This window comes from Paraburkholderia sp. MM5384-R2, assembly GCF_014201025.1.
Lineage (GTDB): Bacteria > Pseudomonadota > Gammaproteobacteria > Burkholderiales > Burkholderiaceae > Paraburkholderia > Paraburkholderia tuberum.
On the sequence record NZ_JACHDI010000027.1, the window covers coordinates 34,491 to 49,190 of the forward strand.

A 14,700-nucleotide genomic window follows, 5' to 3' on the forward strand; every position below is an offset into this window, starting at 1 on the left:
CGTGGGTTCTGCTCCGGCTTTGCAACGGGCATCGTTGCGCCTGTGCTGACCTTAGAACGTGCCGGTGGCTTTGTCCCACACCAGGGGCCGCTTTCTGCGACGGAAACGATCTCATTGAGGTTCATGCGAAACTCCTCCGATCGAAATACTGCGGTCCAATCAATAAAGGTGACGTTATGAACGGAATCTAGGCTAAGGCTGACCTAGTTGTCGTTATGGGGCTCCCGTATTCAATATAGGAAAGACGAGGGTGGTAAAGAAAGACAAAATGACGATTTGTTACGCCAGGCTGCTGCCAGCAGGAGTTAAAGGAAATGTGGGCCTGGTCACTTTAGCGGCAGATTTTGAATTTGATCTATTTCGAATGTCGACGGTTATCAAACGAGGCTCGCAACGTGCATTTAGGAGGGGAAGGTATCAAACCGGATGGTCGCAAACGTCTCGCTGATTGTCGGGAAACCTTGGGCAACTAATCAAGGAAGAATGATGCGAGTGCCAGCACCTACTTCAGCTTGCCATACCACTCAGTTATAAGGCGCGGACAATTCCAAAGCGCGCGTTCTACCGCAATTTGCGATTGAGTGTGACGACCCGCGTGTGCCCGGAAGCCGTCATTGAGTCCGTGCGAGGCAACGGCCGAGATGGATCGTCTGTCGTCCGCCATCGCCGCTAACAGGTGTCGGTGTAGAGAACAACAATTGGGAGGACCAAGGGCAGCGCAACGCGAAGACCCTGATGCAGATCCTCGGCGGCGACGCAATCCAGCCCTGAACGCCAGCAGGCAGCAGTCGGCCAGTTAGAGCCGTTCGCCGAAGAACTTCTATCGACTGTTGTTCGTCCGTCAAGCGACATTCGCCGAGGAATTCAGATCGCCGTGTGTACAAACCACGAACTGACGCCAATCGCAGCGCTAGTTTCCGGAACAAGAAGTGAACGCTCAGATTTGGATTACTGCAAGGCACACTAAGGCGCGGGGAAAGATTTGACGCGGCCGCAAGAGCTCGGGGATTAGCCGTTCAAGCGAGACTTTTCTTCGATTCGCCTGAGCGCGTTGCCGATATCCGTGGACAGTTCGGGTGGCGTTTCACGTGTGCGCCGATCGGGCATCGAGCCTACCTGGTTAACGCGCTTTCGCTCCTCTTCAAACTCCACGAGCCAACTATCGAACAGCGCGCTGGCCTCGCGCTGCGTCAAGTCTGGACTTTTGCGCATTTGCTGGTACGCAGCGATCAAGTTCGCCTTGGCAAGCTCGACCCCGTCCGTCCGATCCCACAGCGCCATCAGCGCATCCACCTTCAAATCATGGAATGGCAAAAGGCTGTCGTCCCCGCGTGCATCGGAACCGCTGATGCCGACCAAGACGAAGTCCGAATCCTGGTAAGGTGTTTCGTCGTTTCCATTAGTGCCACGGGAAATACACAGACGTCGATCGCGTACACGAAGCGCGCTTGGTCTTTGCGGCACCGGTGGAGCGATCATCGCGTAAAAACCCGTCTTGAGTGGATCCAGCGGCGACGTGGTCAACGAAATTCGCTGGCCGGCGAGCATAACGGTTCCATCGAGCCCGAGCAGGCCTGCCACCCCTTCCAGCAGCGCTGCTCCCGTTCTCGCAATCATCGCCAACTGTCCTGCTGCCCCGATCGCGCTTGACAGACGTTCGACCACGCTAAACAGCACCTCTGCATAGTTCTTCCGCTCAATCTGGTAAAAGCTGACCGACACGTCGATATCCCCGCCCTTGTAAGGATGCGGACCGGTCACGCGCGTGTCGAGGAGCAAGGAGCCATGCCTCGGCGTTTGGCCTGCGGCTTGTTTGCGAATCAGATTCGGACCGACGACGCTGGGCACCGTCACACGCTGGTTGCCGTGGTTGAACTCGGTCACGACCAGCACAAGCGGATCGTAGACCGAATACCACTGGCGATTGGCGCTTAAACGCATTTCGTTCACTCGCAGCGTGAAGTAGGTTTCGTCGCGCCTGATCCAAACACCGGCTGCGCCGTCTGGCGAGCATCTTTCGGGCGCAATCGCGGCGACTATAGGCAGCGGCGCATGACCACTTTTTATGGTGTCCCACACGCGCTCTATCTGATCGAAAAAATCCGTCATGGATCGGCCTCTCACGATAGGCAGGACGGTGTGGCGGCCCGAAGCTGATAAATCACGGCTTCGGGTTCGGAGAAGAAAGCGGTGTCCGCGGTACTTCGCTTAATAAGTTCGCACGCCGTGTCTTTAAGCCTGGAAAGCGATGCTTGTCGAAGCCAATCGGTGCGGCCCTGACGAAGATCCCAGATTCGTACCGAGAGCGGGTTCCGAAAATCTCGTTGCTGTAGAAGAAGCAACAGGTTGCCATCGCGCGTGAACTGCAGCTTGGTGCCACCGGTATCGCCGCTCATCAGCGGTCCGCTCAGTCTAGGGAGTGCTAGGGCGACGTCGGGGTGGACGTGGCTGTTTTCGACGACCCATAGTCCTCGCGGCGCCGCCCAGGCGGCGCGCAGCCGGCCGTCGATCGACACGCCGGTTAGCGGCGGGGCTGTCCAAGGCGTCAGGCCACTCACCAGACGCAGGTCCTCCGGTCCAGATTGTTTGGTCTGCAACGGGTCCTGCGGCGGAACAAATTTAATCTGCAGCGGCGCTACGTTGTCAGAGGCACTGCTCAGCATGGCCGGCACGTCAAACAGATAAAGCGACGGCTCGACACTTTTAAAGAGAATGGCATCCTTGCCAAGCACGAAGCTCGCTCCCACGGTCTGACGCCGGCCCGGTCCGCTGGTCGCGCTTAGCGCGGCCACGCTAATGTGATTTGGGGCATCGATGCCGTCCACGCGTCCGACGTACAGATCGAGTCCGGCTGCCGGGGACGGGCCTGAGTTCGACACAAGACGTTGGTAATGGCGAGAAATCAGATCGCTGTAATCCGCAGCCGCCCGTTCCCCACCTTCGTAGAGGTACGCGAAAGTGGCAGGTAATTCTATCGAGGGCGAAAACACGGGGCCGAACGACAGGCGCGTCAGGCTCTGTATCACTCGTTTCGTCGGCAGCGCCGTTTCCGATCTGAGTGCATCAGCGTCCACATAGACGAGACTCAGGTCGTAGGTGTCGCTTGAGGAAAAGGTGCCTGCGGTGATTAACAACTTGCCGCCGACAAAATCGTAGCGGGGAAACACGGCGCCCCTCACCACCTCCGGCAACATGTTCCGCAAGTTACGCGTGACCGGTTTGCCCTGCTCATCCCAGAAATAGGCATATCCGGCGACAAGCGCGACGGGCCCAAGCTGGTCGACGAACCCTACCGACGGTGAAAAGTTTCCGTTAGGGTTATTCGCAGGTGACGCAGGCAATGCAAGACGTTTAACCACCGGCACTTGCGCATAGTCGTAACCTGACGGTAGAGCCACAATGGCAATAGATCTTCCACCTTGCTCCAGCAAAGCCACCTGCCCACCCGCCGCGTCCAGCCCCGCGGCAAGGTACTGACCGGTGAGGGACGGCATCCGCCCCAACGTTTGTCTCAACACGGTGACGGATGCGTCATGCAACGGCTCGTTTCCCCGCACCAACCACTCATAGATGGTGTCGGCATGGTCGGTCGCATCGAGATTGGCGAGCAGCAATGCAAGGCTTTGCCTGAAATTGCCGCGGGGCGCGAAACTCGCGAGGCTGTTGCGACCTGTGACCAGCGTTTCTTTCACGCGCAGCAGATCGTTGCTTCGCCAGCCGATTTGCATGATCGCCATCGCAGCGATGGCGACCACAAACGCAATGACACCCAGTACCTTCCGCTTGCTTTTGCGCTCTGCCTTCTGTCGTTCGAGTCGCTCGGTGTGGGTGAGTTTCCACCGCACCAGTGCCGTTGCCAGAACATCGTGTTGAAGGCTGAAATACCTCGGTCGTTCCGACGGCTCTCCCCGTAGCAACGGACGCCGCCCATGGCTAAGCTCAAAAAAAGCGGAGCGAACGTCTCCCTCGATCTTTTCATCACGCGCTCGCTTTTCCAGTTCCTCTACGGACTCGGTCAGCGAAACGAGTGTGCCTCCGCCTTGCCGGCTTACGAGGCTGTACAACAGCGCATACCATTGATCTGCCTCCGAGCGGGTGCTGCGGGCGGCTTCAGTCACGACATCATGAACGTAGGTCTTCATGATTCCGTCGACCCGCCCGAGCGAATGGAAATCCGCCTGCGTGATTACCCTCTTTTGCTCCGTCAGGCAGCTGTAGAGCGCCGAACAGATGACCTGCAGTACCGGCGTCACCGAGCCGACCGGATAGGACCTCAGCAGATCATCGAGGATTTCCTCCCGCACGCCGGGGTTGAACGTGAAATTGTAAACAGAGCGCAAGCGCCCGTCAGGGTCCTTATGCTTGGCGGTGGTCGGTAAGCTCAACACGCGCAGCAAGGCCTCCTTGTCGCGTATCGAGCGCAACAGGTAAGGCTCGACACCACCGCGTTTCGGGCGATCGCTGAGTCGGGCGTCGCTGATGCGCAGTTCATCGCGAAAGCGGCCGTAGTATTCCGTTCGCAGCGAGATGATGATGCGCACATCGATGTTCAGCAGATAAACTTTCTCCAGAAAAAAGAAGAACGCGGCAGACACTTCGCGGATCTCCGGATCACCGGTATCGCGCGTGAGCACTTCCTCGGCCTGATCAAGCACGAGGACGAGCTTACCAGGCAGTTGGCCACAGATATCGAGTAGTGCGTCGGCGAGCCCGATCGCGAGGTGCCTTCGCGGGCAGTCCGCGAGAGCACGAAGGCGATTGCAAACGCCGTCACGCACCTCGCGGTCGACGAGCATGCAGACGTCGTTTGAACATTCCTCGGCGACTTCCCGAACGATGATAGCGCCACTATCGACTGCATTCGTGAGCGCCTGACTTATCTGCGGCAAAGGGTCCGCGGTACATCGGATCGTATGATCGTCACCGCCGAGAAACAGACTGCGCCGCTCGGGGTCCTGGCGCAGATAATGGATGAGACCGGCACGGAGAAACGAAGACTTTCCCGCGCCGCTCGAACCTTGGAGCAGAAGTATCTTCACCCCGAAGCGCAATAGCGATTCCGCGCATTGGCGGACGTTATCGTCCCGTTCGGAGAAGAGAGCAGCATCGGTTTCGCGATAAAAACGCAGGCCTGGATACGGATTCGTTGGCCATTTCACATCGCGTAGTTGTGAGTCCACTATTTACGCCGCCTTTAAATGGGTAAACGGTGTTGCCAGCCTGAAACGGCGATCCGCGTAACAGGTATAAAACAGGTTCAGCGGAAACAAGTCGCCATCGTCTTGCATACGATCGAACGCCTCTCCGAGCGGGAGGCCTTCCGCACACAAACCCCACATAATCCGGGTGCCGCAGCAAATGGCATGCGTGTTCAGGATTTTCGCCTCCGTGCCGATCAACCCGCAGAAACCTCGCTCGGCGACCGACCCAAGCAACGAACAGTTTTCGCCGCCCGTCGCAGATAGGCAGCAATTGAGCACGATCAGTGCGGTATGGGCTTCGTTACGGTTGCGGTGCAGCATCTCGGCGAACATCAACGAGTCGATTGTTGTATTCTCGAGTTCGAGGATGTCCCCGTCAGAATGCGCGAAGACAAAAACGACGCCGTCCCAACCTGCAACTTCTTCGCAGGCGCGCTCGGCATTAGGCCAGTCGTAGTAGCCTCTGCGAAAGTCGATTGTTTTGAGCAACAAATCAAGCCGCTCTCGGTCTTCGCCCATGTAAGCGGCGGCTTTGTCCAGTTCGCGTTCATGCAGTGCATAGAGCGACTTGAACGAAGCGGGATCGATGATAAGCGATCCGCAAGGGTCTCCGTCGATCACCATTGTGATTTTGAATCGATTAAGCCAGAATCCCCCAAGGTCTTTACGAGACGGCCGCATCGCACTTGTCAGATTGGGCACGTCGCCGTCGTCCCCGTAGACGAAGCCAAACGGCAGCGTAACTTGTTCGTCAGAACAGCAGATCTTCAATTCGGTGGCAGTTGGCAGTGAATAAAGGGTGTTGAGCAGTCCCTGCGCGCGTGCATCCTTATAATTAAAGATCGCTTTGAAGAGCCACCGCCCGCACTCCCTTAGATGGCCGAGTATTTCTTGGTAGCGAGCCCAGCCCGGGTCTTTGCTCCCATTGAGCCCGGTTTCCTTGACGTAGTCGTTGAGGTCATTCAATTCAGCTCGTACCTTACAGGCGCGATCAATCAAGCATTGCTTCGGTAGCAAGATTGGCTTTGACCGACGGCCGTCGTCCGATCGCCAAGACAATTTAACATTGTCTCCGTTCGGATCCAGATAAAGTTCCATGTCCACTCCCACTCCGCCCGTCGAGCCTGCTAGAAAAACGGTGCTTAACTCATAGTTTTAATTCAATCTCCGAAATAATCCGATTGAAGGCGTACGTGCATTGTTGTTTGACCGGTAAACGCTTGCGACGGGTACGAGGCGCGTACGTCGCAGTGCAGCATTTTGGGCGGTGCGCAATTGGCTTTGCGGCCTTAATCTGTCACTGCCGGGCCACCGAAAACAGCGAAACCATCACTGCGCATGAACGCGGCATGAGCTTATTGGCATCCGCAGACGCCACGGTGCTCGAAGGTAACCGTCTCTGGCCGGAATGTAATGTGCTGGCGGCGGGAGAATGCAATTGCCCGACGAAGAGCGAGTCGATCAGCAGCGCTTTCTGCAAAGACCTTGGATCGTGCTACGACGGTTTAGACCATCGTCTAGCGCATCCGCTGCGCGTCTGGTGCATCCGCTGAACACTCGTTCTTAAGCCATGCACGATAAAGTCCTCGCACAACTATCATGGAGCAAATTCAGTGCATACCTGAGCGTCCTCAGTGGATTCGCGAACGGACGTCCGTCGACTCTGCGAGAGTGGCGCATATGGGTCGAGAGTACGCATTCGGCACTCGCCAGACCTGTCATTCGCGACCGCCCACCTGCGAATGTCGGGAAAGCGACAGGTAGCAGCCTGACAGATGCCGATACTCGGATGACGGCTTCGGCCGAATTGCGTGCGTTGCTCCTCCGTCTGCTTCCAGAGTGGAGCGGCCCACCCCACACCGCAAGTTGAGGTTGGTAAACACTAGTGGCGGCCTCCCGGATGCTTCGGGATTCCGCAAGAGCAGTCCAGTTGGCTTGTTCAGCTAGCTCTATCCGAGTGTCATCGACATGGCGCTCCTTCCGTCGAAAAGGTGCCACGTGCGGCCGCAACAGGGACATCGGCTCAACGCTCGTTCTTTGGTGGCTGCTCCCTCGATTACTTCTCGTGGTCGCAGACTCGCGTCCACTCTTCAGCCGGCACGCTGGTGTGCAATCCCAGCTGCTGCGCGGTTTCGACTGGAACGCGCAGTACTACGGTGCCTGGCGCGTGTTCCATGTTGCCGAGCGTGGTGAAATCGATAGCAACGCCCTCAAGCTGAAGATATACGACGCCCGCTTCAAATACCTCCTCATAAAGATGCCACGAGGGTTTGCCGCCTTCGGAATTGCGGTATGCAAGGGTCACCTTGGTGCTCATGAGTTCTCCTTCGGACGGTCTCGGTCATCCCATTGCGCTCGCATGCTTTCCTGGTATTCAGGGCCGTCACCAGGCCAGACCGACCCAGTCGGGTTGTCGTACCGGCGGACTGAACCTCGCAGCTGCTCGAGGCGCGTTGGATCTTCCTGTCTGGTGTTCCACTCGGGCCAGAATGTTGCATCCAGCGCTTGAGAAGGGGTGTAGGGGCACGCTTCCGGAAATATACGATCAGAGAGCCCCGTCGCGCCGCTTGCCCGCTCCCGTGCTTCCTGCCACGCGTCCGCGAAAGTCTCGGACAAGGTCGCGCGAAGGCTCGGCGCATCATCAAGGATGCGCGGGATCATGTCGCGCTCGTCGGTAATTGCAACGTACCACGCCGGTAGGCGCACGCCGTCCAGAAAGTGCCACTGGACAAGGTTTTGCAGCAGCCGCGCGAGGCGATCAACCACCTCACGCCGCAGTGCGCGCGCGAGACTCTCCAGTTCTTCCGCGATGTTCTCGCGATCCAGTTCAGTGAGCATGCCGGCGCGTAGCTTGAGCGCCTGTTCCTCGGCCCATAATGCAAAGTCGGTGTTGTAGCCGGTCATTGCAGTGTCCCGGACCGCTTCGCTCATGTTATCGACCGACACTGGCCGAACTGGCGTTCGGATGATTCCACGTAACTGGGTGATAGAGCGTTCCAGATGCGCGGCATTGGCCGGAGACCGCAGCAGATGCGCCGTCCCTATCGCGTCCTCGTAATGCTCAATGAGGATGCTCAGGATCTCCAGCCTGTTGCCTTCCGGCGTGCCGGATTCCGGCTCCTGGTCGACGAGCGCCGACACTTCTGCCAGCGCCGCCCGATAGTCATCGTCAGTGTGAAGTGGCCGGATGTCCATTTTGTGCCTCGAGGCGTCGGATGCACCGGGTGCAGCGGGCCGACCGCATTTCCGCAAACGCGCTGGGGATCGAGGAGCCAGAGTTGGCAAGCTTCCCCAGTGGACCACCCATGCAGTGCTTCTGCCGCGTGATCCCTCGCAGCCTCCAGCACTGCCGAGGGGACCGACGCCAGAACTTCGCGAGGACGCTTGCCCCGCAACATGCGGTTCGTCGACTCGACCATGAGGTAATCTGGAAAGGCCTGTAGCCTTCAAACACCTTCGGGATCGCCTTCGCGTCGGGGATCGGGTTTCCTTGAGCGTCGAAGACGTAGCCGGGATAGAAGGTCTCACCAGCCCACCCGATGGCAAACACCTTGCCCTCTGCCTGCCACCGGTCCGCCGTGTCCCGGGCGAATTCCGAACCGCGCCGCTCACCGACCGCCTGAGCCGTCAGCCAGTGCGCGCCGTCAAGCACCGCTCCGGCTGCCTTTTCCTGCATCCCGGCCCGCAAGGAAGTGGCCGCCGTTCTATCCCGACCGTCCGGTTGTGTTTTCTCCATCACGCGCTCCGGGATGAATCCATGGCTCATTACACATGGAGGATTCACGCTGAGTCGGTCATTCACTGTCAAACGCGGGCCCCTGTCCTCCCGGTGGGTTCTGACAGGTCGCCCGCCAGCCTGGATCTCCATCTCATGCACAGGCAGCACGCGGCGGCGGCTCGGGCACCAGGCTGACGGCCAGTTCCAGCCTTGAGCGTGGCGGCCGCGGCGAAGGCGTGCAGGGCTTGAGTTCGCCGCTGTCGTTGGCGTACCAGAAGCACGATGCGTCATGCGGCGCACCGACTTCCCGCCACAGCCCCGTGACCCGGCTCAGCCGCGCACTCTGCGTCCCGACGCGGTCAAGCACGTAGACCGCAATGGCACCTGGTTCGAATTCGCCGGCAGCCTCGTGCAGAGCCTCGGGGCCGGCGACCAGCCAGCCGTCCGGCGCGTCGGATACGTCGGGCACATCGGGCGCGTCGTCATCCGAGCGGATCACCCAGAAGCTCACCGTCCCGCAGGTCCAGGCAACATACTTCCATGCCTGATGCGACTCCGTCAGGGGCGCTCGGGTGGGATCGGCCCATTGTGTAACTGTCATCAGCATCAAAAAATTCCTTTCTACTACCAGCTGGTGGGCCGGGACCCCGCCTGCGGCAAACAGGCGACAACGACCCGAACGGTCGCGAACACTGCACGAATGGTTCCACGACACGGGTACGACATGCGGGGCCGACTACGGGCGACAATCATCAGTTCGCCCGGATTTCCACCGGCGATCCACGTCACATGGACGTCAGACCCGCCAGTGTCGTGGAGCCTGTGTCCTGGCATCAGCGTTGGCCGTTGAGGAAATCGAACCAGTCGTGCGCGAAAGCGCAGCCGTGATCCGGAATGCCCGAACCAGCCAGGCTCCGGTCGAAGAGCGTCCTGACCGGCTCGGGAATCTCATCCAGACGCACGTAACGGTAGCCCGCATCGTCCACGTGGACCGTCACCTCCGGCTTCACCGGTCTTGGTGGCAATTCTTCGCGGCCCCGGTTCAGCGCAGTGGCAAGACCACGTGCAACCAGGTCCCACACGCTGCCTGCCCGTCCCGGATAGCCCTGTACCAGCGCGCGTTCACCGATCTCACCGAGCGCCGTATCTCTCAGGGCCACCCGGTAATCCGCGAGGGTGCCGCCGCCCACTCGCGCAATGTCCGCGGTCGCGATGACATGTTTTTCACTTTCCCGTCCGCCGGGCAGCAACTCAACGGTGACCCGAAGCATCGATCTCTCCTTCTGTTGACCTTTTCATCCAGTGCAGCCGTCCTGCGGAAACGCATCCCGACGGCGCGGTGCGTGGCGATCGCCTGCGTCCTGTTGAATTGCTTGGCCGACTGCGCGGTGCGCGTTCCGGCCTCTGCCATCTGGACCCCGCGTCAGCGACGAGCCACCGCACTACTTCACGGCCAGCACCACCGCCAATCGCGCATCCGTGGATGCGGCGCAGCCGCGTCCCAGGTTCAGCGGGTACAGGCATACGCATTGGCCCGCGCATCATGCAGCGCATGGTGCTCGCCACCATGACGGGCAAAGTACGTTGCGCGCCGCTCCCGGTCGCGCCGGCCCGCGATGTTTTCCAGCCGCCAGCCGCGCGGCAGGGGACCGTCCAGCAGAAACCGGAACAGGTTCAGGTCCGTCTCGTAGTCGTAACAGAGCGCCGGCGCCCCATCGCCCGGGATGTCCGCGAGCCAGGCGCGTAATGCCTCGCGCAGTGCTGCGAACGGCATTGCGCGCCCCTCGAACTGGCCGAGTTGCGGCAGCACCACGGTGCGGACAAAGTCGCTGCACAGTGTCCGGTCGAAGTCGGTGCGCTCGCCATAGAACTCGTTCCCGTTCTCGCCGACGACCGCGAGACTGATCAGCTGGCAGCGCTGGAAATCGGTGAACTCGGTGTCGATGAAGTAGCGGTTGTCCCAGCTGGGGGCATCCCCGGTCGGGGTGGGATACACCAGCGCGCCGTGATAGCGGGTATCGGTCATGGCCGCGTGCGCCTCCTCGCGTGACCGGGACGCGCCGGCCGATCGCCGTGGCCGGTCCATTCGACATTCAGCATCTGTTTGCTCCTGCTTGATTGAACCGGCCTGGACGGCCCGCACGGTGTGATCCGCGCCACTGACCATCGCTTAGGCGTTCCGGGTTCTTCATTGACTGTCCTCGTCATCCTGGCCTGGCTCTCCGGTGCTGCTGTGAGCCCGCGCCGGTTCCGTGCCCGGCGGACGCACGCGGCGCAGCGGACCGGCGAGCACGCTCACGTGCTCCGGAAACGGAATCGTCGCGGTGCTGGAGGCGTGGGTGGCGCCGTCGCAGGTCGCGAGCGCGAAGCGCCGCAACCGCGCGCGCAACTGCCCGGAGGTTTCGTCGGGCGGCAGCGCCGGCCGTTTGCTGCATCGACTCATGTCATTTCTCCGGATGCCCCTCTCGAGGCGGCGACTACAAGCTGGCCGCGATAAGGCGGATCTGGGGTGTCCATTTAACCGGAGTTAGAGCGATTTGCCTCCGCGGGCGGCTCTGCGAATGTCGCTCCAAGCTGGGCGGATGTCCGCGTTGCCTCGGCGGCTGGAGGAACAGACGAACCGGTCCATGGGCGACAGCGAGCTTTAGGACCCGGTAGTGCGGCATCCGTGAGCTACGGCTTCGTCTGCCCGTCCGGTCGGCATCCACGAGGATGACGGCTTGAGGACGACAAGATTACCTAGGTCTGCGCGCAAAGTCCGGTTAAATGGACACCCCAGAGGCGGATTATCACGGCCAGCCTTCGTCGCGACCATACATCGCGGCGAGCCGCGCCTGCAGCTGCCCGAGGACGGCCGGGTGACTGATGCCCAGCACCGGATCCGTGTGTACCAGATGGCGCCGGCACACCGCCGGCCAGCCGGCGTCATCGTCGTCCAGCGCGAGCCACGCGTCGGGCTCGCGCCGGCACACGTCGCCCCAGACCTGCACGCCCCGCGGGATGGACCGGAACCACGCCCCATCCATCTGGCGGTGGAAAGTCGCGCCGACCACGCGCTCGCGCAGGGCCGGCGGCAGACGGCGCGCCACCTTGCGCACGCTGCCAAACACCAGCACCCAGTTCGTGGACAGCACGATGCGCACGCCGGGAAAGGGCTCAAGGCAGCGCGCGAGCAGCGCGGCGTGCTCAAACACCTGATGCCCGGGCGGACTCGCGACATACGGCCCGCTGCCCCGGCAACGCCACACCTCTTCCGGGTGAAGCACCCCGTCGAAATCGAGGTACAGTACCGGGCCACCGCGCCAGCGCGGTAGCCCGTCCGTCTCCCGGATGGCCCTGCCCGCCCCCCGTTCCGCATACGCGTCCACGAACAGCGAGGCTCAGCAGTCAGCCCGAGCGGCGGCCTGCTTCGCCCGCCACAGCCGCCGGCCGCGCGCGGGATGCGTCGCCAGGGCGACCGGCACGGAAAACGTGCGCCCCGCGGCCGTCGTGAACCGGGTCGCCGTCACCAGCCGCTCGCCCCCGCTGTACGGTTCGGGCTCGGTGACCCCACCCGGATCTCGTCCAGCGGATCGAGCGTCCACTGGTCGACTTCCCCCGCCCGCCGCGTGCTCAGCACGGCGGCGCCGCGCAGCACGACATCCCCGCCCACGAACTGCTCCAGCGACGGCGCGGTCTCGCGCAGATCCAGCATGACAATCGTCGGGACGACGCGCGAGCGTACGCGCGACACCCGGAGGATCGCCACGTCGCGCGGAATCAGCTGTTCGATCGCCGACCACGTACACGCGCCCCCGGCGTCGGCCTGGAACATGGCCCACGGCGGCAGACGCTTTTCACTTGTCACAAACATACAGCCGCTACCTCAAACGCTTTCTGTCTTAACTAACCGCTCGATGACCCTGTCGGCACCCTGAACGCAATCAAACGTTCTCAGGGAACGTCTCGCTGCTTCCAAAACCCGCCGAACCGCAACTGCATTTGGATGTCGGCCCGACATCACTGCGCTGGCGACTCCGGCGCATCTATCTGCCTCCAATGCGTTGTCGGCCCGTGCAAACGGCACGCAGATTCCTCGCCCTGCATGTGTGTGGGCCTCGGCCTCTCCGGTCCGGATCTGGCTGACCGCTCCAAACAGAGGTCGACCATAGACATCTCGCGGAGTCAGGCACCGCAAGGCGGCACTTCTGACCTGCTCGCCCAGGGTGGCCGGAATAATAGCAAATGAACACTATAGATTGTAGCCCTTTAGCGCTCTCAATGAGTTCATCAGGTCCTTTATCAGGAGGACTTGCATGCGTTCCAACGCCGCTTTCGGCAAAGCACTGAAACAACTCAGGCAGGTCGCCGAAGTGACACAGGAAGATTTCGGACTGGTATCCAGCCGCACTTACATCAGTACGGTCGAGCGGGGCCTGAAATCGCCAACATTGGGGAAGATCGAGCAACTTGCAGACGTGCTGGGCGTCCATCCGCTAACCCTTCTGACGGCGGCTTACATGGAACGGCTGACGCCCAAAGAGGTCGAACGGACGACCGCTTTGCTGCGCAGTCGCTTGCTGGCCATCGCCAGTGAGAAGTAGAGACAGTGCGCTGCCTCTCCAAGAGGGCTTCTCATGACGGACGCCGCTTCGAGCGGACGGTAACACTCCGGTCCACTCAGGCGAAATCCGCTGAGATCCCTGTGATTCACCGGAACATGCGGGAGCTATGTGCCCCCGAGGCCGACGCACGGCCGCGCAGGCAGCCCCGCGGCCGCATCAAAAACGCTGAGCCGGATTTTCAGAGATAAGGGCAGGACCCTTCAACGAATACCCGCGTAAAAACGCCTTGGCCCAGCAAATTTTTGAAACGCGCCTTCGCCTCCTGCCGCCTGAGAAAACTGTCGACCGCAGCAGTCCGGCGTCAAGTGCCTTCAGCCGGGCTCCCGAGATGGAGGCAGGCCAACAACGATCGGAGCGTTTCGGTGAGGTCAGCAACGCATGGCTCGCGCACGCGGACACGAAACATTCTGAGGCTGGCGCAACAGAAGAACCCACGCCTCAGGCCGGCGCAGTGGCAACTAACAATTGCTTGACCACCGAGGTCAGTGACGTTCGCACTGACATCCAAGCAGACGAGACATAGGTGTCATTCGTCCGAAACTCTGATGCCGGGCACGTCTAACCGAAAAAGATTGCGAATTGTCCAAGCATCTCAAAATTTTTCTCAATTCTTTTATGTCTACATGAACGCCCCCCTTTGCGCCACGTTTTCGAGCTTTTGACAATCGGGGTGGGCTGCAGCTCTACATTCGGCCTTTTTGCAGCGCCTGCTCGGCTGCGGGCCCGTATGAAATCCGCTGACTCACGCCTCATTCAAATCGCGAGCTTGTGAAGCTCAGAGATAAAGACAGGCTTGATGAGTCCCAGGTCCTAACCTTTTGTTCGACATTCGGCCGCCCGACAAAATCGTCGAGCGTGCCATAGTTATCCGCGTCGCCGTCCCTCCATCTTACTGCTCGGTTACGCGTTGAATTCGCGCTCGGGCAGACGCGGAATCCCTGATCGGTTTGCCGTGGAATCGGCGCTCGCTTTGCTTTGGAATCAGCGTTCGGTTTGGCGTGGAACAGGCACCATTATCTCAGACGTTGACAAAACCGGCTTACCGGAAAGCCTCTCAGACTGGCAATTCAATGCGCACCACTCGGCTGAGATCCCCATGCACCGTGAAATGTCGCGGCAACCAGAATTGTTGCCGCAAAGGCAACGCTACGAGTTCCTGTGGCTATCTACCGGCATG

At 60.5% G+C, this 14,700-nt stretch carries 13 protein-coding genes; 1 reads left to right on the forward strand and 12 read right to left on the reverse strand.

What is annotated here, in order from left to right:
* Positions 1–1,008: 1,008 nt before the first annotated feature.
* The 12 genes from HDG37_RS31190 to HDG37_RS31245 form a co-directional block, all read right to left on the reverse strand.
* Positions 1,009–2,109 (reverse strand): hypothetical protein, encoded by a 1,101-nt coding sequence (locus tag HDG37_RS31190; protein WP_184054395.1) that lies wholly within the window; start codon positions 2,107–2,109, stop codon positions 1,009–1,011.
* Positions 2,110–2,120: 11 nt separating this feature from the next.
* The gene (locus HDG37_RS31195) at positions 2,121–5,180 is read right to left on the reverse strand and encodes a hypothetical protein (protein WP_184054397.1); all 3,060 of its coding nucleotides are present in this window, start codon (positions 5,178–5,180) and stop codon (positions 2,121–2,123) included.
* A gap of 3 nt (positions 5,181–5,183) precedes the next feature.
* Positions 5,184–6,299, reverse strand: a complete 1,116-nt coding sequence (locus tag HDG37_RS31200) for a hypothetical protein (protein ID WP_184054399.1) — start codon at positions 6,297–6,299, stop codon at positions 5,184–5,186.
* Between the two features lie 958 nt (positions 6,300–7,257).
* Positions 7,258–7,518, reverse strand: coding sequence for a hypothetical protein (locus HDG37_RS31205; protein ID WP_175163947.1), 261 nt, complete (start codon positions 7,516–7,518; stop codon positions 7,258–7,260).
* On the reverse strand, positions 7,515–8,396 hold the full coding sequence (locus tag HDG37_RS31210) for a DUF29 family protein (RefSeq protein WP_184054401.1): 882 nt from the start codon (positions 8,394–8,396) through the stop codon (positions 7,515–7,517). The genes HDG37_RS31205 and HDG37_RS31210 overlap by 4 nt, the downstream gene beginning before the upstream one ends.
* Positions 8,371–8,937 (reverse strand): hypothetical protein, encoded by a 567-nt coding sequence (locus tag HDG37_RS31215; protein ID WP_184054403.1) that lies wholly within the window; start codon positions 8,935–8,937, stop codon positions 8,371–8,373. Before HDG37_RS31215 ends, HDG37_RS31210 begins: the two co-directional genes overlap by 26 nt.
* A 133-nt stretch (positions 8,938–9,070) precedes the next feature.
* Positions 9,071–9,526 (reverse strand): hypothetical protein, encoded by a 456-nt coding sequence (locus HDG37_RS31220; protein ID WP_184054405.1) that lies wholly within the window; start codon positions 9,524–9,526, stop codon positions 9,071–9,073.
* A 226-nt stretch (positions 9,527–9,752) separates the two neighbouring features.
* On the reverse strand, positions 9,753–10,190 hold the full coding sequence (locus HDG37_RS31225) for a hypothetical protein (protein ID WP_184054407.1): 438 nt from the start codon (positions 10,188–10,190) through the stop codon (positions 9,753–9,755).
* Positions 10,191–10,426: 236 nt separating this feature from the next.
* Positions 10,427–10,945, reverse strand: coding sequence for a 3'-5' exoribonuclease (locus HDG37_RS31230; protein ID WP_184054409.1), 519 nt, complete (start codon positions 10,943–10,945; stop codon positions 10,427–10,429).
* Positions 10,946–11,107: 162 nt separating this feature from the next.
* A complete protein-coding gene (locus HDG37_RS31235; RefSeq protein WP_184054411.1) occupies positions 11,108–11,362 on the reverse strand; it encodes a hypothetical protein in 255 nt (84 codons plus the stop codon).
* A gap of 346 nt (positions 11,363–11,708) precedes the next feature.
* A complete protein-coding gene (locus tag HDG37_RS31240) occupies positions 11,709–12,287 on the reverse strand; it encodes an HAD domain-containing protein (protein WP_311541665.1) in 579 nt (192 codons plus the stop codon).
* A 137-nt stretch (positions 12,288–12,424) separates the two neighbouring features.
* On the reverse strand, positions 12,425–12,772 hold the full coding sequence (locus tag HDG37_RS31245) for a hypothetical protein (RefSeq protein WP_260335163.1): 348 nt from the start codon (positions 12,770–12,772) through the stop codon (positions 12,425–12,427).
* 442 nt (positions 12,773–13,214) lie between these two features.
* On the opposite strand from HDG37_RS31245, the gene HDG37_RS31250 reads away from it, so the two are divergent.
* Positions 13,215–13,502: a helix-turn-helix domain-containing protein gene (locus HDG37_RS31250; protein ID WP_184054413.1), complete on the forward strand. Its 288-nt coding sequence runs from the start codon at positions 13,215–13,217 to the stop codon at positions 13,500–13,502.
* The last annotated feature ends 1,198 nt before the right edge of the window (positions 13,503–14,700 follow it).